Origin of the sequence: Phocicoccus pinnipedialis (genome assembly GCF_903994035.1) — a bacterium.
GTDB classification, from domain to species: Bacteria; Bacillota; Bacilli; order Staphylococcales; family Salinicoccaceae; genus Phocicoccus; species Phocicoccus pinnipedialis.
Genome location: NZ_CAJEWB010000008.1, coordinates 14,416 through 34,490, shown reverse-complemented (window position 1 = coordinate 34,490; position 20,075 = coordinate 14,416). Strand labels below are relative to the sequence as shown.

Genomic DNA, 20,075 nt, shown 5'->3' with positions numbered 1-20,075 from the left:
ATCCGTGTTTTATACTGTTCTCTCAGTCACTCCGTAGAGTGTATTTTTGGAATTAACGTTGACATATTGTCATTCAGTTTTCAATGTTCTTGTTTGAAACAGTTGCTTAATTAATATAACATGTCGTGTTTATTAATGCAACATTAAATTTCATTTAATTTATCGTTATTTTTTATTAACTTTCGTGCGTCAGGAATTTGACGACTTTTATATAATACCAAGTGTTTAATCTTTTGGCAAGTGTTTTTATTTAAAAAGATTAGGACAATATTTAAAATCGCCCTAACCTCTTGTTTAACGTGATTTATTACGATACTTTAATTTGTTTCGTGCTTTAACCTGACGGTCTATCTTCGCTTTTCTTTTTTTCGAGCGTCGTTCTTCTTCCATGCGTTGCTTTTCATTACGAAGTGCCTTAGAAGTTACGCCACGATCTAATTTATCTTGTTTAGAATCTTCAATGTAATTCGGTAATCTTAATAATTGGTATGCATTTAATATTAGTACAGTGAATACTGAACGGTAGATCCATGTTGTATCTTCTACTGATATGAATGGTAGTAGGGTAAGTGACGTCATGAATATCATAAAGAATAGTGCTGGTATAAATATTCCTTTGCCTTCTGTTTGTTTCGATTTATAGTACGCAACGATGAATCCAACAATTACGATGATTATTGGTATCCATATAAATTGAAGTGTCGTACCATGATCTGTTCCTAGTCTTGTAAACCTTAAATAGAACAGGTCAAAAATTGCATACATAATTAATAGTAACTGTACATATGGCCAAAATTTTCTAAATATACCTAAACCAAGTGGGTTGATAAAAAGATATATATAGAAGACAACTTGACTCACAGTTGCAATTAATAATCCATAACCGATGATCCAAACAAGTCCTAATAGGAACTCCGGAATGTTTAATTGAAATAAATGTATCGTTACATTCTTGTACTCTGTGAATAAGCTTATAAATGTCGACGCGATAGCTCCGATGATGAGCGTGACAAAATAAAATTTTACTAGATACTTAGAACTCATTTACTCGTTTCCTTAATGATTTCCTCTGCAATACGTTTATATTCGTCTGCAATGATTCCTTCAGTATATATAGAAGGCGCGAAATCTTCCTCGTTTAATTCAGGCTGACCAATCGGCAATTGTCCAAGTAGTGGTGTGTCGAGTTCTTCTGCAAGTTTCTCACCGCCACCTTTACCAAAAATATACGCCTTATTGCCTGTTTCTTTCACTTCATAATAAGACATGTTTTCAATTACACCCAATATTTCGTGGTCGGTATGCTTCGCCATCGCCCCTGCACGTGCTGCGACAAATGCCGCTGTTGGGTGTGGCGTTGTTACGATAATTTCTTTACTCGTTGGAAGCATTTGGTGTAAATCTAATGCAATGTCACCTGTTCCTGGTGGTAAGTCAAGTAGTAGATAGTCAAGATCTCCCCAAACCACTTCTTTAAAGAAGCTCGTTAGCATTTGGCCGAGCATCGGACCTCTCCAAATAACTGGAGTGTTCTCTTCTACGAAGAATGCCATTGAGATTACTTCTACACCATGGCGTTTAACAGGAACAATCTTTTGTCCATCAATTTCAGGTTTTTCAGTAATACCCATCATATCCGGTACACTGAATCCGTAAATATCTGCGTCGATCAGTCCGACTTTTTTACCTGCCTTTGCTAATGCTACCGCAAGGTTTACAGATACGGTTGATTTACCAACCCCGCCTTTGCCAGATGCGATACCAATAAATTCTGTGTGACCAAGTTTGAATTCTTTTTCAAATTCGTTACCAGTTGTTGATCTATATTTTTCGATTTCTTCTTGCGGAAGTTCTTCGAACCTTAAGCCAACTGAAGATGCACCCGCCTCTTTAACTCTATTTACAATCTCAATCTGTAAATCAAGTTGTTCTTGTCCGCCTAAACGACCAATCGCAATTTTTAAGCTCACATGATTTTTTTCTTCAATCACGCTGACACTCAAAATTCCATTCGTTTCCTTGATAGGAACGTTTAATATTGGGTCATTAATTTCCCCAACTATTTCGCTTACTGTATTTTCTGTAATCATTCTATTCACCTTTCGCAATACGTGTTATGTATAATCTTATTTTATCATAACAAACTTTGTTAAAAACAAAATAAATCCGAACTATGTGTCCGGATTTAGTCTTTACTGAGTTCTTCTCCACGTGTTTTAGCCGCTTCAAGTGTCTGGTCAAATATTTTTTCTATATCATGCTTGTGTAACGACTTTAGTCCCGCATCTGTCGTCCCTTTTTTAGATGTAATGTTTTCTCTTAATGTTGATAATGGAAGGTCCGTGTTTTTCATCATTTCCGCAGTACCAATTACGAGTTCGCGTGTCAGGACATCCGCTTGCTCTTTACTAAAACCAAGGTTTACTAAGCTATCTGCGTATTTTTCATATAGATAATATAGGAAAGCCGGACCTGATCCCGTTGCTGCAGTGATCCGGTTAAATTCACTTTCTTCGATTAACACATTCGTTCCGAACGTCTCAATCAGCTTTAACAACTCTTCTTTATTAGTAAAATTCTCTGAGAATGCAACACCGTTTACAGCTTTCTGAACCACTGCGTTTGTGTTTGGCATTATTCTCACTGTCTCGTTACCGTTTAGTTTGCTCTGGATTGTTTCAATTGTTGTACCTGCCATAATAGAGATGAGCTTGGTCTTATCTTCTAAGTTGGCTTTCACACGTTCGACTACACTTTCAAAGTCTTGTGGCTTAGTTGCAAAGACAACATAATCCGCATTCTTTAATAGTTCCGCGTCATTTAATGAAGGCATAACTCCAAGCTCCTCTTTAAATAACTCGAGCAATGGATCTCCCGGAATGCTCGTTACAAATATCTCTTCTGGTTTGACCCCTTCGTTAATCATACCCTTAAAGATTGCTGATGCCATATTACCGATGCCGTAAAATACAATTTTCATAGAATATCCTCCGTTAATTAATGTAAAAAACGATTCCGATATACTGGAGCACAGCAGCAAGTACAATAAACAGATGCCAAATCATATGGAAATACTTTCTGTGTTTTTGTGCATAGAACCACGCACCAACCGTGTAAGCAAGTCCACCAAGAACAAGCAATAAGATAAAAGTCCAAGAACTATTTGTAATAATCATCGGAAGGAATGGTACAACCATCCACCCCATGACCAGATAAAATGCGAGGCTTACTTTTGGATTCACTTTCTTGCTTAGAACTTTATATAGTATGCCAAAGATTACTGCTGCCCATTGGATAATAAGTACAGTGATTCCCCATTTTCCACCAATGACAGAAATTGCGATAGGTGTATATGATCCTGCAATTGCAAGATATATGAAACTGTGGTCAATGATTCGCATAACATATTTATGATGAGATTGTGGCTCCATTATATGGTAGATTGTCGATGTTAAAAACATGAATAACATTGTAATAACATAAATCGAACCGCCAACAGCATGCCATACTCCACCATTTAGATACATGTAAATCGCGCTGAACGGAAGTAAAAAGATAAACATAATCGTTGCCGCTCCGTGAGATACACTGTTCCCCACCTCTTCACCAAATGAAAGAGGGACAATATGTTTTAAACTATGTTCTATTTTGTCTGATACATAATCGTTTTGAAATTTTGACTCATTGTGTAAAGAGGTTTTTTCATTATTCATAGAACTCCTTCTTCCTTTAAATCGTTATACGCTGTCTCCACACTGTCTTTGCCTTCACGATTTTTAAGGGGTGAGAATTCTCCTTTTCGATCTACTTGTAATGTGTGATGCTTATCTGCAGATTTAAATGCATCAAAGTAAAATTTCTCAAATTTGAGCGCTTCTTCTCTGACTAGATTTAGATTACCATCTAGATATTTGAGTTGCTTTTTCGCTAAATGGTACGGCATTTTAGTTGTTGCAGCTTTAGCTAAGAAATCTGTACTAAATACGTGTATACCAATATTACCATTACGGAATTTGTCAGATGCGCCTTCAGGCAACTCTGTATATTCTAATACCCCTTTTTTGCCATCGATATTTGCAAGTCGACCGACACTTTCTCCTGGTTTTGGTGTGATGGACTTTGAAGTGACTTCATTGTCTTTATCAATATGAAGGCCAACTAACACTGGATCTAAAACTTTAACTACAACATTGTCGACATTGTTCATGAACACATGCTTAATGCCACGCGCTTTCATATCTTCTAATAATCCATTGGATTTTAATGCACCAAAGATACCACCGTTACCGTTTGGTGTAATCATGATGTCTTTATTTTCTGTAAGAAGTAAGTGACCTTCTTTACTTAACGCTGGGAAGTGCTCTTGCTTAAAGAAATGAATGTTTTCTCCTGGCACTCCGAAATATGAATGATCTTTAAAGAACGCGAGCGTCTCCTCATGGTTGATGTCACTTGTCATGATGTACCAATGTACAGGTAACGATTCGTCCTGTTTATACTTTAGGATTTGTCTCGCCTGTAACTCGAAGAGAGATACTCCGTCAAAGCTAAACGTACCTTTTGGTCCTGGGTGATTTAAGCGTGTACCTTGACCACCTGCCATGAGCAACACTGCGACTTCACCATTTTTAATTGCAAATTCGGCAAGTGATGTTAGATTTGTTTTATCCACATCTTGCTCATTCGTAAAAGGCACATCGTCTACGTTCGTAATATCAAATTCATTAGCATTCACGTAAACATCTTGATATGTGTCTTTTATTTCATCTAGATTCAGCGACTCAAAAGTCTCTCTCACTCTTTCTTGTGACGCTTGGTCTAACTTTTCAAACTGTGGTAAAAATTTTTCTAACATATAACTTCCTACTTTCCTGTAATGATTGCCTTAATTAACTTAGTGTCTGGTTTTTCATCAGAAATATGAATCGCAGCACGTACACGTTCGATCGTATCTGCTACGTTTTGTTTGTTTGACTCAATTGTTGCAAGTACATCGCCCGCTTCAACTTGGTCCCCAACTTTCTTGTTTAACATGATACCTACTGCAAGATCTAACACGTCATCTTTCGTTTGACGACCCGCACCGATGATTGATGCTGCAACACCGAGGTTTTCTGAATCCATTTTAGAGATAAAACCACGCTCTGTCGCTTTTACTTCTGTTTTAAATTCAGCTTGTGGTAATAATGAGTAGTCTTCAGTGATGTCTGGGTTTCCGCCTTGATTTTTAACGAATACCTTAAACTTCTCTAAAGCACTGCCGTCTTCGATTACCGCTTCAAGCATCTTGCGCGCTTCTTCTAATGAGTCAGCTTTACCAGCAAGTACAACCATTTGTGCTCCAAGTACTAATGATAATTCTGTTAAGTCAGCTGGACCTTTGCCTTTTAATGTTTCGATTGCTTCAATTACTTCGTTCGCATTACCGATCGCAAGTCCAAGTGGCTCATCCATGCTTGAGATTACAGCCATTGTGTTTCTACCTACGTGGTTACCGATTTCTACCATAGTTTCTGCTAGTTCACGTGCATCTTCTTCATTTTTCATGAATGCACCGTCTCCAACCTTAACATCAAGAACGATAGCATCTGCACCTGCTGCGATTTTTTTAGACATAATAGATGAAGCGATTAATGGGATTGAGTCTACTGTTGCAGTTACGTCACGTAATGCATAAATTAATTTGTCTGCAGGAGTTAAGTTGCCTGATTGACCTACAACTGCAAGCTTGTCTTTGTTTACAAGTTCGATGAATTCCTCTTTGTCGAGTTCAACGTGGAATCCTTCTATTGCTTCCAGCTTATCAACAGTACCTCCTGTGTGACCAAGTCCGCGTCCACTCATTTTTGGTACACTTACACCAACAGCGGCTACTAGTGGCGCCAACACGAGTGTTGTTGTATCTCCAACACCACCTGTTGAGTGTTTATCTACTTTTATACCCTCAATTGCTGATAAATCGATTTGGTCTCCTGAATTAACCATAGACATAGTTAAGTTAGAAACTTCTTCTTTAGTCATTCCATTGAAGAAAATTGACATTAAAAGTGCGGATACTTGATAGTCAGGCACTTCTCCATTTGTGTAACCTTGTACGAAGTAATCAATTTCTTCTTTAGTTAGTTCTTTATTGTCTCTTTTCTTTGTAATGATATCGATCATTCTCATAATTTAAAATCTCCTTTAATTACTATTTAGACGTCTTTGTCCATTCTTTTTTATTTCTGTAGCGTTTAGTATGCGCATAAATATTTTCACCAGCGTAATCTTCGTTCGTATACACCGTAATATCGAAATACGTACCGTGCTCGCTCAGCACTTCATCTAAGTATACATCTTTTAAATGTTCAAATAAATTCTGCATTGCTTCATTATCTAAACTTTGGTATTCCCTTAAAACTTTCTTTTGAAGCAGGCCATTCTGTTCCATTACTTCTTGTACAACAATAACGAATGATTCATTCTCACGAAACATGTCGTCAAAAATATTTGTCTGACCAAGGTTTGACATGGAAATCCCTCCACAAACTGATTTATTTTAATTATATCTAAATATATAGGAAATGCTAACTAAAACACGAGTCACTCCTTGCACTATCTATTATTTTTGTTCATAATTATAAGTTGATGAAGGGTGGGGGCGCAAATGAGTCCAACTAGAGAAGATTATTTAAAAATTATATATGAACTCGGCGGTAGGGTTACTCGTGTACCTAATAAAGAAATCGCTATGAAACTAAACATTTCGCCACCAACTGTTACCGAAATGATGCACACGCTAGTATCAATTGGATGGATTGAATATGTGCCATACAGAGGAAGCATGCTCACAGAAGTGGGTGTGGAAGAAGCGAAGAAGCTGATCCACAAGCACAGATTATGGGAAGTATTCTTAGTAGAGCATTTAGGATATAGCCTAGAAGATGTCCATGATGAAGCAGAAGTTTTAGAACATGCGACGTCGGATACTTTAGCTAACAAACTATATCATTTCTTGGGAAAACCAGACTATTGTCCACATGGCGGAGCAATTTCATTTAATAAGATAGAAGAACAAGACAACGAAGCCATTCCATTACCAGAAGTTGGTAAAGGCGTTCGCGCACAAATACTTAGACACGTGAACGAAGAAAAACTGCTTGTTTATTTTAAAAACCATAACTTAAGCTTACTTGATATTATTATTGTTAAAGAATTCGATAAGTCCCTCGACCTACTACACATATATAATGAAACAAATGGGGAAGACGTATATATATCAGAAAAAACGTCTCACTATATATTCGTTAAACAAGTCGATTAAAAACGCGTCTGCTATAAATAGGAATTAAGGCGTGTTTTATTTTATCTTTTAAACTTCAAGTATCCCATTGAAGCATGTTTTTTTACTGTGCCTTCGTTGACGGTGTCTTTCTCTTCGAACAGACCTTTTGTATGATCCCTATATTTTTGCTAATGCCACAGTCACATCTGTAAGTACTGTGCGATAGCTAGACCTCATATGTATCCGTAAATTCCAATATGGATCGAAACGCATTACAACAAATGCACCTATGAGAGTTGTAATAACTGCGATGATCAAACACATTAAAAAGTACGATTTAAATATAATTTTGACTATAAAGTATCTCTCACAAGTGAATGATACAATATAGATACCTTATATTCTTTAATATATAATTAAAGTAATTCGAACACGAGGTGATTTTATGCTTTGGATATTCCTAATTGCAGTAGCAGTTGTCTTACCAATAACAAAACACATATTAGATTTACCTACACAAAAGAGAGCGCAAGAAATTCAAAAAATTAAGGCGCTTACTGAACTTGAGCGTGTGAAACAAGAAAACTACTTATTAGAAAATACTGAAATGAGAAAAGAGCTTGAGAAAATTCGTAAGGAAAATCAAATGTTCTTAAATAATGATGACTCTAAATGGTTAATCAACAAAACAAATTTACCTGAACTAGAGAAGGTAAAATCACCTGAAAAATAGCTTAAAGAGTAAAGCAATACCTAGTTTATAGACCGCTCTACTGCAAATAGAACTAGATTAAATTCACCATGAAATTCATAGTGATTAACTGTAAAATTGTTTAATTTTGACAAATATAAAAGCATGTTTCTAAAATTTTAGAAACATGCTTTTTGTTTTACATCTCTTTAATGAGACCAAGTTTTACAATTGCTTTATATAAACCATCGTTATCTACGTGATCTGTAACGAGTTTTGCCACAGATTTTGATTGCTCTACTCCGTTTTTCATTGCGACTGAGTTTTCTACTTGCTGCAACATCTCATAGTCGTTTGGTCCATCTCCAAATGCATAAATGTCTTTGTCTTCTAAACCCAAGTGCGCTTGAATACGCTTGACTGATTTTGCTTTTGTACCTCCACTTGGCATCACGTCGAGTGATAATGGATGCCATCTTAGGAAGTCTAAGTTTGTGAATTGTTCTTCATATGCGTCTTCTTTGCCTTCTTCACAGAAGAGAAGTGCTTGGAGGATCTCGCGTCCTTCAAAGTAATTCGGATCATGGATTGGGTCTTGGTCAAATTTTAACGAGCCAAGTCCTTCATCCACGTGCACATGAGACTCCATGTTTGATGCCATATCTTCATGATCAATATACACAATCGGATGATCGTTCGTCATGGCTTTGTTCGTTAAAGCAACGATATCCGTTTCAGGTATCGATTCTTTATGAATCACTTCGCTGTCTACAACTACATATTGTCCGTTACATGCGATATACGTATCAATATCTAGCTCTTCTCGGATTTTACTAAATAAAAATGGTGCACGACCTGTGGCAATTGCGACAGTATGCCCCGCTTTTTTTAGCTCTTTAACTGCATATTTCGTTGATTCTGGTATGTTTTTGTTAGTGTCTAGTAACGTTCCGTCTATATCAAAAAAGAGTATTTTCTTCAATTTGTTCCTCCAAAAATTGCTTGTTTCGCTAAATCGTCGGCACGTTCATTATAGAAATCACCAGTATGTGCTGCAACTTTTATGAAGTCGACATGTACTTTCTTCATTAAGTCTTGCATCATATCTTGATATCTTTTCGTGGTCTTCTTATTTGCACGCCATTCTTTATTCGCCCACTTTTCAAGACCCGCGTAATCATAGTGAACATGAACTTTGTCATATCCGTGATCTATCGCGTAGTTCACCGCGAATAGTACACCTTCAATTTCGGCAGTTACGTTCCATAGATTATCTTCTGGATCAATTTCCGTTCTCAGTGTCGCTTCTTTTATTACTTCATTATTATCAATTAATACAGCACCAAATCCGGCGCGTTTTGTACGTTTATCATAACTGCCATCCACGTAAGCGATTAATCCATCGAGAATAATTTCATTCTTAGCGTCATTCATGAATCCCTCCGCTTCTTTCTTAGACTTAAAGGATTTAAATTCAGCCCCTTTAAAGCCAGTTACTTCGCGCTGGGCATCCGGCCAAGTTGTATAGATACCTGGGGTTCTCCCTTTTCTTACTGCATAAAATTTAGACATTTATTCACCTTACATTCATTATTTTGCATCGTCGTTCTTTTCGCTAGGGCCTTCTGGAATACCTACTTCTCCATTTTCTTCAATAAAAGACACAGCTTCAAACTTCTCGAATTCAGATTTTTCATCATCTGTTAAGTAGATTGATTTCATTTTTAAATTTTCCATATCACCATCGATCATTTCTGCGTTTACACCGTACGCTTCAAGTTCCTCGTTCTCTATATATTCCTTAAATGACACGATATAGAGCGTACGATCCTCATTTGTGATTACAGTATTATCTTGCTTTTCAGGGTCTTCTTTCATAGGATCATCTCCATTCACATTACACCCTACTAAAATTATTGAGAGTAACAAAATCAATCGCTTCATGTTCTCACATCCTTACTATTATTTTATCATGTTTAAGAAAAATAACCGTGCATTACTTTGAACGATGATATCTAATAGAATCACCATACGTAAAAATAATAGTTCTTTTAATTTAAATTCTAAAGGTTTACAATAGCGTAATAAGCAAATCGCAGGTGAATTGAATGTCAAATCAAGAAAATACCACTAACGTTTCAAACAAACTAAAAAGTTTTAATGTTTTTGTTGCTCTTGTTCCTTTAACAGTCATGATTATCACTATGCTTTATTCTGTTATTGTTCTAGATGTAGATCCACACATTCCATTAATAGTAGGAACCGCAACTGCTTCTATCGTTGCACTTTACGCAGGATATAAATGGCATGAACTTGAAGATTTTATGTATAAAGGCATTCGCCTCGCACTTCCGGCTGTCTTAATACTTCTTTTAGTTGGACTTGTTATCGGATCGTGGATTGGTGGGGGGATAGTGGCTACTATGATTTATTATGGTTTACAGCTCATCAGTCCAACCTATTTTTTAGTTACGATATTGTTTATTTGTTCAATCATTTCTCTTGTTATTGGGAGCTCTTGGTCCACCATTGCTACTGTTGGTGTCGCTGGTATGGGCATTGGTCTCAGCATGGGAATCAATCCCGCTATGATTGCTGGTGCTGTTATTTCCGGTGCTTATTTTGGAGATAAAATGTCACCACTATCTGATACAACAACTCTCGCATCAGGACTTACTCACGTAGATTTATTTGAACATATTAAACATATGTTTTGGACAACCATTCCTGGGTTAATAATTACGAGTATCGTATTTTACATCATTGGTCTCAATGTCATCGGAACTAAAACAGCACACACTAAAGAAATCGATGAGATGATGCAAGCAATGCAAACACACTTTGTAATCTCTCCTTGGCTATTTTTAATTCCAGTCATTGTCCTTATGTTAATTATTTTTAAAATGCCGGCAGCTCCAGCACTTTTCATGGGCGCCTTGCTTGGTTTTCTAAGCCATTTATTCATTCAAGGTGGTACCTTAGCTTCAGCTGTTGAGACAATGGCGACTGGTTATGTCATTGAGTCATCAAACGAATCTGTCAATGTACTTTTTAATCGTGGTGGCTTTATGGATATGATGTATACGATCTCAATGGTGATTATCTCCATGACATTTGCCGGTATTATGGAATATTCTGGTATGTTGAGTTCTATTATGCAATATATTTTAAAGGTTGCTAAAGGGACCTTTGGACTGATTACAGCGACATTAGCTTCTGCTATTTTTGTTAATGTCTCATGTGCAGAACAATATATTTCTATCGTTGTACCTTCACGAATGTATTTGCGGAGTTATATCAATCAAAATCTGGCACCAAAAAACTTATCTAGAACGTTAGAAGATGGTGGTACTTTATCTTCAGTATTTGTACCATGGAGCACTGATGGCGTGTTTATCTTGGGTACTCTAGGTGTTGCTGCGTGGGAGTATGGTCCGTTTACAATTTTAAACTTTACGGTCCCCCTTATTGCGATGATTCTCGCTGCAACCGGAATTGGTATCACAAAAATCTCTAATACTGAAAAAGATGAATTATTAGAACGCATCTACGGAGATGAAAAAAATTCTACTACTTCAACCGATTTATAACAAAACGCCCGACTCGTAAATGAGAGCCGGGCGTTTTAATATCTATTGTGTAAAATCACTTGCTTGAATGTTCGAAATATATTACGTCTCTTCCATATATACTATTGATCTCTATACATCAGCAATCTAAGTCCGTTTAATATCACTAAAATAGTAGAACCCTCATGTCCAACAACACCCATAGGTAAATTTATTACTTGGAATAGGTTTGCAGTGATCAGAAGCACGATTACTGACATAGCAAATATCACGTTCGCAATAACGATTCGTTTCATTTTCTTTGATAATCCTACTGCGAAAGGAATTTGCTTTAAATCATCTTGGATAAGTACAACATCCGCCGTCTCCATCGCAATATCTGTTCCAGACCCCATCGCAAATCCAATATCTGCTTTCGCAAGTGCTGGAGCATCATTGATGCCGTCCCCCACCATACCTACAGCATGGAACGTTTCTCTCAATTCGTCTAGAATTGAAGATTTTTCATCTGGCATACGATTTGCAAAGACTTCTTTAATTCCGACTCGTTTTGCAATATGTCTTGCTGTGTTCTCATTATCTCCAGTAACCATAATTGTTTCAATACCCATCTGATTTAAACGAGCGATTGCCTCTTTACTTTCAGGCTTTAGTTGATCTTCTAGAGAGAAATACCCTTTCAACTGTTTGTTTTTACTTACAAAAATAACGGTACATCCTTCATTTTCCTTTTGTGTCGCTACACGTCCTATTTCATCATCTAAACTAATTTCATCTTCTGTAATTACAAATTCATGTTTACCAATTTTCCAAACATCAGTTTGGTGTGTAACCATGAATCCTTTTCCTGTAATGTCCTCAATATGATCAAGTTCAATTAACGGAGTATGATCTAAATAATTAACCAATGCACTCGCGATTGGATGAGTAGACCCATACTCAGTAGCTTTTACAACTTCTTTGACTGTCTCTTCATCTACTCCTTCAACAAAATAAGATGAAGTTACTTCTGGTTTTCCTACCGTGAGTGTTCCTGTTTTATCAAATATTATCGCATCAAGACTTTGAACGTTATCAATTGCTTGACCGCCTTTAAAAACCATTCCACGTTTTGCAGCACGACTTATTGCGGATAATGTTGCAGGCGTCGCACTAGCTACTAGTGCACAAGGTGAAGCAACTGTTAAAAGTACCATCCCTCTATAAAATGATTCAATAAATGTCCACCCAAGAACAAAGTAAACGAATAATATAAATACTGGTACACCAATAAGTACTATCTTTACATACGTACTTTCAATAGATTCTATAAAACTTGCCGTTTTAGATGGAGATGATTGTGCTTCTTCCACCAATCGTATAATTTTTGAAAATAGTGTATCTTTGTCTTCTACTGTCACTTCGATTCTAAATAAGTCACCTTCGTTAATTGTTCCTCCAATGACTTCCATGCCCTTTGTCTTTTCTACCGGAACTGACTCACCTGTAATTGCAGCTTCGTTCACTATAGCAAAATCCGACTTTAGACTACCATCGATAGGAATCGTTTCTCCTCTAGGTACTTGAACGATGTCTCCAATTTTTAAATCTTTAGTTAAAACAACTTCAATTGTTCCATCTTCTTTATATCTACGCGCTGTGTCAGGTGTTAAGTTCATAAGTTCTGAAATAGCATTCTTACTTTTTTCGTTTGCCATTTTTTCTAATGATTCAGAAAGCGAGAAGATGAAAATCAGGAGTGCACCTTCCATCCAATATCCAATGATTGATGCACCGATTGCCGCTAATATCATCAATACATCAACATTTAAATGTCTTTCTTTAATGAGTTCCGTAAGCCCCGCTTTAGCAGAGAAATACCCACCTATTAAGAATGCCAGTATAAATGACGGTACTGCAAGTTCTTGATGACCTTGATATTGTAAAATAATACCGATAACTATTAATATCGCACTGATAATCGTATTGGTCATTTCTTTATTCTTTTTCATCCAATTCAGCATTAGACTCCACCTCTATATATTCTCTTTAATTAATTATAATAATTCTAAATAGCGAAAACAAGTGTATTGCTTCATTAAATTAAAGCGTTAATATTTTATAATGATTCTAATTAAGTACATATTTTCTAATTAAAACGTATTTTGCGTCTAATAAATAAACAACGATCGCTGTTTCACTAGAATTCTGGCATACCATTGAATACAAAAAATACGAAAAACTCGGACAGAAGTACACCTCTTTCCTCAGAATATTACTCTTTTTGTCTAAATGTAGAGAATTCCTTTAACTATATATTACAATAAATGAGAGTTTCGAGCGCGTAAAACATAATTTCTACAATATAAGAATAGTGGTCATAAAATTTCTCACCTAATGAATATAGAAATAGTTGTAGAACAACAGTTTTTATTTACTTTTACAAATATATAGATTTTTATCTATTATTTCTTTCAAAAAACGGTTTATTTTACTTTACAAAACAGGTAATGTTTTACACTGTGACTAAAAATTAGAAGGAGAGAAACAAATGTCAAAAGGAACAAGAAAATTTTCTCCCGTTTTCACTTACGCTACTATATTCGTATTTATTATGGTCCTTTTCGGTATTATTATGCCAGATCAATTTGGTGAAATTACTGGAAATATTAGTGGTTGGATAACGGATAAATTTGGTTGGTACTACATGATTACAATGACGTTCATTGTATTGTTCTGCATTTTCTTAGTGTTTAGTCCAATCGGAAAACTTAAGCTCGGTAAGCCTAATGACGAACCGGAATTTAATACAATTTCATGGCTTGCGATGTTATTCTCAGCAGGTATGGGGATCGGATTAGTATTCTATGGTGCAGCAGAACCCATTTCTCACTTCGTTGCGCCACCAAACGCAGATCCTGAAACTAAACAAGCGATGATGGAATCAATGAGATCTACAATTTTCCACTATGGATTCCACCCATGGGCAATGTATGGAATTGTTGCATTATCTCTAGCATATTTCCAATTCAGAAAGAATGAAGATGGTCTATTGTCTAAAACATTACGCCCATTATTCGGCGACAAAGTAGACGGACCACTTGGTACTGTTGTTGATGTTCTTGCGGTATTCGCAACTGTAGTCGGTGTTGCTGTATCACTTGGTGTGGGTACATTACAAATTAACGCGGGTCTCAATTACTTATTCGGATTACCACAGAACATATGGATCCAGATGGTGATTATCATCGTTGTTACAGCACTGTTCTTATTAAGCGCGTGGACTGGATTATCACGCGGAATCCAATATTTAAGTAACATTAACATGGTTCTAGCAGGAATACTACTTGTACTTGTATTCACAATCGGACCTTCTATTCTAATCTTAAACATGATGACAACATCAACTGGAATGTATTTAGATACGTTCCTGTTTAACAGCTTTGATGTTTCACCATTATTTGAGCAGAAGAAAGACTGGCTCGCTGACTGGACAATATACTACTGGGGTTGGTGGATCAGCTGGAGTCCATTCGTTGGTATTTTTATTGCACGTGTATCTAAAGGACGTTCTATCCGTGAGTTTATTATCGCGGTATTACTTGTTCCTTCAGTTATTGCGGCTATTTGGTTCAACGTATTTGGTACGACTGGTATCCAAGTTGCTCAAGAGACTGAATCAATTCTTGGGCTACCACCAGAAACACAGTTATTCGCGATATTTAATGAATTACCAATTGGTGCTTTATTAAGTTTCATCGCTTTACTATTAGTAACAATTTTCTTTATTACTTCTGCAGACTCTGCAACATTCGTACTCGGTACGCAAACATCATTCGGGTCACTACATCCAAAATCAGGAGTAAAAGTGATTTGGGGTGTGCTGTTATCAAGTATTGCATTCGTATTATTACTCACTGGCGGAGAATCTGGACTTGACGCGTTACAAGCAGCAGCGATCATATCTGCATTCCCATTCAGTATCGTAGTGATACTCATGCTCATAAGCTTCTTTAAAGATGCAAACTTAGAACGTAAAAGCCTTGGTCTGACTATTACGCCAGACCCAGAGAAATTTGAAGAATATATTGAACATGTTGAAGAAAATCCAGATGAAGACATGGATCGTGAAGAACCAGATAACGTATTCTAATTATGAAACCTACACATGGGACCACCCAGACGTGTAGGTTTTTTTATGAGGAATGGAAATAAAGTATGGCACTCTCGGGCTCATAGAGCGCGCAGCTCATTAATTACTTTCATCAGAAATATAAATGCACAAATAAAAACTCCTAACGCTCTTATTCAAGAGCATGTAGGAGTTTCTTTGTTCTCAATCGAACCTAACTAGTTTTAACTGCTTTTGTTTGCAGTCTCTTCAGCATTAAGCCTAAAATATTCACGCTTTCGTTTTTTAAACCCGACGATTTCTTCGACACCCACGTCATGCAGTATTCGTCTCAAATTCTTATTGTACTTACCTAGATCATTTGGAAAATGGCCGTCCGAACTTGTCGTAAACGACACTCCGCGTTTCGCAATGGTCTGCACAAATTTCTTAGATGGCGATACTTCTTTTAATTTTGTATGATAACGCATCCCCGCATTCAACTCGCAAACAACGTCGTGTGTCTTCAATGCTTTTGCAATTTCTTCATACATATACAGTAAGTGTAACTCATCAACTTTTCCTAAAATTTTTATATGATCTATATGTGCCATTATATCGAACAATCCACTCTCAATCGCCCGTTCGGTCGTCTGATAATGTGCGTCATATATATGTTCAATTTTAAACTTCTCGAACGTCGGTAATAATTTTGGGTTGCTGATCATGAGTCCGTTATTGAAATGTACTGCACCAACCACATAATCAAATTCATACGGCTCAAGTATGTTTCGCAGCATTTCATCTGCATCATCAAAATAATCCACTTCTATACCCACACGAAGCTCAATCCCGTAACTTGCCCATTTTTCTTTTTGCGACTCTACCAAGTGAATAAAATCATCCATATAGTGCCACATCACTTGTTTCAGCCATCTCTCCTGAATTTTTCCATCTTTAGATTTTGAAATATCCATATGGTTTTTATAATATACTTCCGCTTCATAAAATCTATACAAGTGGTCAATAATGCCAACGACTTTTATATCTTTTTTTATAGCAGCTTTAAGGTAATAATCCATCCACCATTCTGAGTAATCTCCTTCTTGCATGCGTCTTAAAAATAGCTCAGATTTTTCAGTCATATCATAGATTGAGCGCTTATCTTTCTTGCTTTCAATTTCATAAATAGATTTAATCGTTTTCTTAAAGAAACGATTAGAGTATGGTCCTTCTTCTAGATGAACGTGCATGTCAATTTTCATTCCATTCACTCTCCTCTATTACTTATTTTTAGGGTACTAAAGTAAAATAAATTTTATATTAAATCCTTGTAAGCGTTCAGTAAACTCAAATATGTTTAGCGATACTTGTGATCATCGCTATAGTTACAAACAACTTAATAACGACTTATCATAGAAGCGGACATTTTATAATTTTTACAGATTTTAAATGTCCGAAAATTTCCGATTTGAAACAATAGAGAGGTACATGGATGACAATCAATAGGCTAAAAAAATTCGCACGTTTTTAATTAAATATTATTACTTAATTGTAAAAAAAAAGATTACCGTTTAATATATGTATATTACTGCATATAAAGGAGTTCACATGATTGAACAACAGACGGTTAAGTCTTTCTTTTTTAACATATTAAATGGTATGGCACTAGGTATTGTGATTGCACTTATTCCTGGGGCATTGCTTGGAGAAATTTTTAAATTTCTCGCACGTTACTCAGATATATTTACGATTCTTGGTTCATTTTTAACGATGTTTTCAATTGGTGCATCGTTAATCATTGGTGTGCTCGCAGGTTTGAATTTAAAATTCAACGCACCACAGACCGTGATACTAGCCGGAGCTGGGTTTATTGGTTCTGGTGCATTAAAAGTCACACCTGATGGATTTTTAGCCACTGGTATGGGGGATTTAATTAACGTTTTATTTACCCTCTTTATTTCGGCTGGAATCATTCTCTTTATTGGTAATCGATTGGGTTCATTAAATATCGTATTACTCCCAGTTTTTGGTGGAATTATACCAGGGGCGATCGGTCAATTTATTTTACCTTATTCTAAACTTGTGACCGGTGCACTTGGTAATACGATCGCACACTTCACCGAATTGAATCCGTTACTCATGACGATTTTAATTGCAACAACATACACGTTATTACTTGTTACTCCGATATCACTTGTTGCAGTTGCGACTGTGACAAGCCTGTCTGGACTTGCGAGTGGAGCTGCTAACCTCGGTATCGTTGCAGCGTGTTACGTATTCTTGTTCGGTGCAATCGGCGTGAACAATCGTGGGACAATTACAGCGCTTGCGATTGGTACAGCTAAAATGATGATGGCTAATTATTTTAAACATCCGATTATTGCGGTGCCGCTCTTAATCAATGGTATTGTAATTGGAGCGATTGGGTATTTTATGAATATTCAAGGAACACCGATGTCGGCAGGGTTCGGATACACTGGACTTGTTGGTCCTATTAATTCTCTTCAGTTTATGGATGGTGAGACAACGATGAACATTTTAAAACTCGCGGTTGCATACTTTATCGTACCCTTCCCATTTGCATATATCATAAACAAACTGTGTTTAAAATATTTACCAGGTTACAATAAAGAAATTTTCATATTTAAAGGATAAAAAAACCATGAAGCATATTTTGCTTCATGGTTTTTTAATATCTCCATCCATCAAATCGGTAGTTGAAGTGAAGATGGTTTAAGTATTCAGTTCCAACGCCTGCTAAGTATAAAACGATTACAGAAATTAATGTCCATATAACAACATCTCTTTTAGGCAGTCTTGCTGTATATCTAAGGAGCAAACCTAAAAGTCCAACTTGTAATAATAGATCTAATCCAACTTTTGAAACCCACAGGTTATCTGGATTAAAGAGTGCTAAAGAGTCAATCGAGAAACCGCGTGTTGTTTGTATCGGTATGTCAAAAATGACCTGTATAAACTGCAATACGATTTTGTAAGCAGTTACAATTATCATCAAAAAAATTACCCCAGATAGCGCAACATCTTCTTTAATGAATCCCTTTGATATACGTACATAAATGAGTACGAGTAAAAATAATGACATGATTATCAACCATGTGAGTATAGAAGACATAATTGCACGAACGAGAAATCCAAGTACGAGTATCGGGTTAATAATACCTGCTGTTAGGCCACCCATTCCTGTATCGTTAGGTATGACAATAAACATACCAATCGCTACACGCAATACGACGAGTAGTGTCACGACTATTGCAAGCATTTTAAGAGGTGGATATTGAGTTAACCGTTCAAAACTTTTTCTGAGAGGTAAGTTCATTTCTTTCATTCAATCACCTATATCATCCATTTCTTTTAATCTTATACTAATTATACAGTTGATACACCCATTTTCTGATTATTTATTTTATAATGTGTTAATAAAAAAGTTGAGCTATGCTCAACTCTTATCTATATTACTTTATTTTTAATGTTTCGATGAAATCATTCACAAAACGATCTGAGTCTACTGATAAACACACTTTCATGTTGGGTTCCTTACCTAATTGTCCTCTAAAGTCTGCGATTGTTTGCCCATAGCTTAACTCACTCTTCGTTTCAACATCGACATAGACTTCTTTAGTCTCAATATACGTATCGTCAAGCACATACCCAATTGTTAAAGGATCGTGTAATGAACATTGGTTTTTACCATATAATTTTTCTCCGTAACCACGGTACACTTCTGTTGAGTTTTTTACAAAATCGAAGTACTTCGTTCCTTTGAGTTCATTGATTTTTTCGAGATCAATCATTGTTTGGTGTGTAACATCAAGACTTACCATTGTGATATCTAATCCTCTGTGGAATACCACTTTCGCCGCTTCTGCATCTGCAAAGATATTGAATTCTGACGTTGGTAACTTGTTACCCATACCCGCTCTACTCACAATTCCGCCCATGATTACTAGTCGTTTTATCATCGTCTTAATTTCTGGTGCTTTCTTTAAAGCTAACGCAAGGTTAGTCACAGGACCAATCATCACAAGTGTTAGTTCTCCGGGATATTTCTTTGCACTTTCAATGATAAAATCAGGAGCAAACGTATCTTCTAATTTCATGGTAATTTCCATATCGTCCAACGCATTACCGATACCATCTGTACCATGGACATGATACTCGTGCTCAACTTCTCTTAAGAAAGGCTCTTTTGCTCCAGGAAATACTTTTACATCTGTACGTCCCGCAAGTTGTAATACCTTGCGGGTGTTTGTGGTAACAAAATCAAGGGGTACGTTACCGTTAACAGTTGTTATTCCAAGAATATCTAACTTTCTACTCTCAATGGCATAGAGAATTGCTAAAGCATCATCTATACCTGTATCTACATCTAAAATAATTTTCTCCATAATATAAGACTCCTAACCTACATTGTTTAACTAAAAGAAGCACATATCCAAT

At 36.3% G+C, this 20,075-nt stretch carries 19 protein-coding genes; 5 read left to right on the top strand and 14 right to left on the bottom strand.

What is annotated here, in order from left to right:
* Positions 1 to 294: 294 nt before the first annotated feature.
* From H9D55_RS04205 to H9D55_RS04175, 7 genes are all read right to left on the bottom strand, one after another.
* A complete protein-coding gene (locus H9D55_RS04205; protein ID WP_186077155.1) occupies positions 295 to 1,044 on the bottom strand; it encodes a KinB-signaling pathway activation protein in 750 nt (249 codons plus the stop codon).
* Positions 1,041 to 2,090 (bottom strand): Mrp/NBP35 family ATP-binding protein, encoded by a 1,050-nt coding sequence (locus H9D55_RS04200; RefSeq protein ID WP_186077153.1) that lies wholly within the window; start codon positions 2,088 to 2,090, stop codon positions 1,041 to 1,043. The genes H9D55_RS04205 and H9D55_RS04200 overlap by 4 nt, the downstream gene beginning before the upstream one ends.
* A 95-nt stretch (positions 2,091 to 2,185) precedes the next feature.
* On the bottom strand, positions 2,186 to 2,980 hold the full coding sequence (gene proC, locus H9D55_RS04195; RefSeq protein ID WP_186077151.1) for a pyrroline-5-carboxylate reductase: 795 nt from the start codon (positions 2,978 to 2,980) through the stop codon (positions 2,186 to 2,188).
* Positions 2,981 to 2,993: 13 nt separating this feature from the next.
* Positions 2,994 to 3,713: a PAQR family membrane homeostasis protein TrhA gene (trhA, locus tag H9D55_RS04190; RefSeq protein ID WP_186077149.1), complete on the bottom strand. Its 720-nt coding sequence runs from the start codon at positions 3,711 to 3,713 to the stop codon at positions 2,994 to 2,996.
* Entirely contained in the window at positions 3,710 to 4,855 is a 1,146-nt protein-coding gene (locus H9D55_RS04185) for a UTP--glucose-1-phosphate uridylyltransferase (RefSeq protein ID WP_186077147.1), read from the bottom strand. Before H9D55_RS04185 ends, trhA begins: the two co-directional genes overlap by 4 nt.
* Before the next feature lie 8 nt (positions 4,856 to 4,863).
* Positions 4,864 to 6,168, bottom strand: a complete 1,305-nt coding sequence (locus tag H9D55_RS04180) for a pyrimidine-nucleoside phosphorylase (protein ID WP_186077145.1) — start codon at positions 6,166 to 6,168, stop codon at positions 4,864 to 4,866.
* 22 nt (positions 6,169 to 6,190) lie between these two features.
* Positions 6,191 to 6,511: a hypothetical protein gene (locus tag H9D55_RS04175; RefSeq protein WP_186077143.1), complete on the bottom strand. Its 321-nt coding sequence runs from the start codon at positions 6,509 to 6,511 to the stop codon at positions 6,191 to 6,193.
* Between the two features lie 135 nt (positions 6,512 to 6,646).
* Between H9D55_RS04175 and H9D55_RS04170 the strand changes: the two genes are divergently transcribed.
* Both H9D55_RS04170 and H9D55_RS04165 read left to right on the top strand, forming a co-directional pair.
* Positions 6,647 to 7,303: a metal-dependent transcriptional regulator gene (locus tag H9D55_RS04170; RefSeq protein WP_186077141.1), complete on the top strand. Its 657-nt coding sequence runs from the start codon at positions 6,647 to 6,649 to the stop codon at positions 7,301 to 7,303.
* Between the two features lie 406 nt (positions 7,304 to 7,709).
* Complete coding sequence (locus tag H9D55_RS04165; RefSeq protein WP_186077139.1) at positions 7,710 to 7,997, top strand: hypothetical protein; 288 nt, start codon at positions 7,710 to 7,712, stop codon at positions 7,995 to 7,997.
* A 157-nt stretch (positions 7,998 to 8,154) separates the two neighbouring features.
* Here the strand turns inward: H9D55_RS04165 and H9D55_RS04160 are convergent, their stop codons facing one another.
* From H9D55_RS04160 to H9D55_RS04150, 3 genes are read right to left on the bottom strand one after another with little or no spacing between them, the layout of a single operon-like run.
* Positions 8,155 to 8,937: a Cof-type HAD-IIB family hydrolase gene (locus tag H9D55_RS04160; protein ID WP_186077137.1), complete on the bottom strand. Its 783-nt coding sequence runs from the start codon at positions 8,935 to 8,937 to the stop codon at positions 8,155 to 8,157.
* Positions 8,934 to 9,527, bottom strand: a complete 594-nt coding sequence (locus H9D55_RS04155; protein WP_186077135.1) for a ribonuclease H1 domain-containing protein — start codon at positions 9,525 to 9,527, stop codon at positions 8,934 to 8,936. Before H9D55_RS04155 ends, H9D55_RS04160 begins: the two co-directional genes overlap by 4 nt.
* A gap of 18 nt (positions 9,528 to 9,545) precedes the next feature.
* Positions 9,546 to 9,899, bottom strand: a complete 354-nt coding sequence (locus tag H9D55_RS04150; RefSeq protein ID WP_186077133.1) for a hypothetical protein — start codon at positions 9,897 to 9,899, stop codon at positions 9,546 to 9,548.
* 164 nt (positions 9,900 to 10,063) lie between these two features.
* On the opposite strand from H9D55_RS04150, the gene nhaC reads away from it, so the two are divergent.
* Positions 10,064 to 11,545 carry a Na+/H+ antiporter NhaC gene (nhaC, locus tag H9D55_RS04145; RefSeq protein ID WP_186077131.1) on the top strand — a complete coding sequence of 494 codons (1,482 nt, stop codon included), beginning with the start codon at positions 10,064 to 10,066 and terminating at the stop codon, positions 11,543 to 11,545.
* Positions 11,546 to 11,646: 101 nt separating this feature from the next.
* Here nhaC and H9D55_RS04140 read toward each other — a convergent pair whose 3' ends face one another.
* Complete coding sequence (locus H9D55_RS04140) at positions 11,647 to 13,527, bottom strand: heavy metal translocating P-type ATPase (RefSeq protein ID WP_186077129.1); 1,881 nt, start codon at positions 13,525 to 13,527, stop codon at positions 11,647 to 11,649.
* Between the two features lie 527 nt (positions 13,528 to 14,054).
* Here H9D55_RS04140 and H9D55_RS04135 point away from each other — a divergent pair.
* Positions 14,055 to 15,656: a BCCT family transporter gene (locus tag H9D55_RS04135; protein ID WP_186077128.1), complete on the top strand. Its 1,602-nt coding sequence runs from the start codon at positions 14,055 to 14,057 to the stop codon at positions 15,654 to 15,656.
* A 203-nt stretch (positions 15,657 to 15,859) separates the two neighbouring features.
* Here H9D55_RS04135 and H9D55_RS04130 read toward each other — a convergent pair whose 3' ends face one another.
* On the bottom strand, positions 15,860 to 16,879 hold the full coding sequence (locus H9D55_RS04130) for a PHP domain-containing protein (protein WP_186077127.1): 1,020 nt from the start codon (positions 16,877 to 16,879) through the stop codon (positions 15,860 to 15,862).
* A 346-nt stretch (positions 16,880 to 17,225) separates the two neighbouring features.
* Between H9D55_RS04130 and H9D55_RS04125 the strand changes: the two genes are divergently transcribed.
* Entirely contained in the window at positions 17,226 to 18,272 is a 1,047-nt protein-coding gene (locus tag H9D55_RS04125; protein WP_186077125.1) for a PTS transporter subunit IIC, read from the top strand.
* Between the two features lie 34 nt (positions 18,273 to 18,306).
* Here H9D55_RS04125 and H9D55_RS04120 read toward each other — a convergent pair whose 3' ends face one another.
* Together H9D55_RS04120 and H9D55_RS04115 are read right to left on the bottom strand one after the other, a co-directional pair.
* Positions 18,307 to 18,963 carry a hypothetical protein gene (locus H9D55_RS04120; RefSeq protein ID WP_208454727.1) on the bottom strand — a complete coding sequence of 219 codons (657 nt, stop codon included), beginning with the start codon at positions 18,961 to 18,963 and terminating at the stop codon, positions 18,307 to 18,309.
* A gap of 127 nt (positions 18,964 to 19,090) precedes the next feature.
* Positions 19,091 to 20,023 (bottom strand): nucleoside hydrolase, encoded by a 933-nt coding sequence (locus H9D55_RS04115; RefSeq protein WP_186077121.1) that lies wholly within the window; start codon positions 20,021 to 20,023, stop codon positions 19,091 to 19,093.
* Positions 20,024 to 20,075: the final 52 nt, after the last annotated feature.

Bases quoted from the DNA above. Each gene is read 5' to 3' on its own strand.
- H9D55_RS04155 (WP_186077135.1), bottom strand. From the start codon at position 9,527: ATGTCTAAATTTTATGCAGTAAGAAAAGGGAGAACCCCAGGTATCTAT.
- H9D55_RS04120 (WP_208454727.1), bottom strand. From the start codon at position 18,963: ATGAAAGAAATGAACTTACCTCTCAGAAAAAGTTTTGAACGGTTAACT.
- H9D55_RS04125 (WP_186077125.1), top strand. From the start codon at position 17,226: ATGATTGAACAACAGACGGTTAAGTCTTTCTTTTTTAACATATTAAAT.
- trhA (WP_186077149.1), bottom strand. From the start codon at position 3,713: ATGAATAATGAAAAAACCTCTTTACACAATGAGTCAAAATTTCAAAAC.
- H9D55_RS04170 (WP_186077141.1), top strand. From the start codon at position 6,647: ATGAGTCCAACTAGAGAAGATTATTTAAAAATTATATATGAACTCGGC.
- H9D55_RS04200 (WP_186077153.1), bottom strand. From the start codon at position 2,090: ATGATTACAGAAAATACAGTAAGCGAAATAGTTGGGGAAATTAATGAC.
- H9D55_RS04115 (WP_186077121.1), bottom strand. From the start codon at position 20,023: ATGGAGAAAATTATTTTAGATGTAGATACAGGTATAGATGATGCTTTA.
- H9D55_RS04185 (WP_186077147.1), bottom strand. From the start codon at position 4,855: ATGTTAGAAAAATTTTTACCACAGTTTGAAAAGTTAGACCAAGCGTCA.
- H9D55_RS04205 (WP_186077155.1), bottom strand. From the start codon at position 1,044: ATGAGTTCTAAGTATCTAGTAAAATTTTATTTTGTCACGCTCATCATC.
- H9D55_RS04130 (WP_186077127.1), bottom strand. From the start codon at position 16,879: ATGAAAATTGACATGCACGTTCATCTAGAAGAAGGACCATACTCTAAT.
- H9D55_RS04180 (WP_186077145.1), bottom strand. From the start codon at position 6,168: ATGAGAATGATCGATATCATTACAAAGAAAAGAGACAATAAAGAACTA.
- H9D55_RS04175 (WP_186077143.1), bottom strand. From the start codon at position 6,511: ATGTCAAACCTTGGTCAGACAAATATTTTTGACGACATGTTTCGTGAG.
- H9D55_RS04135 (WP_186077128.1), top strand. From the start codon at position 14,055: ATGTCAAAAGGAACAAGAAAATTTTCTCCCGTTTTCACTTACGCTACT.
- H9D55_RS04140 (WP_186077129.1), bottom strand. From the start codon at position 13,527: ATGCTGAATTGGATGAAAAAGAATAAAGAAATGACCAATACGATTATC.
- H9D55_RS04165 (WP_186077139.1), top strand. From the start codon at position 7,710: ATGCTTTGGATATTCCTAATTGCAGTAGCAGTTGTCTTACCAATAACA.
- H9D55_RS04150 (WP_186077133.1), bottom strand. From the start codon at position 9,899: ATGAAGCGATTGATTTTGTTACTCTCAATAATTTTAGTAGGGTGTAAT.
- nhaC (WP_186077131.1), top strand. From the start codon at position 10,064: ATGTCAAATCAAGAAAATACCACTAACGTTTCAAACAAACTAAAAAGT.
- proC (WP_186077151.1), bottom strand. From the start codon at position 2,980: ATGAAAATTGTATTTTACGGCATCGGTAATATGGCATCAGCAATCTTT.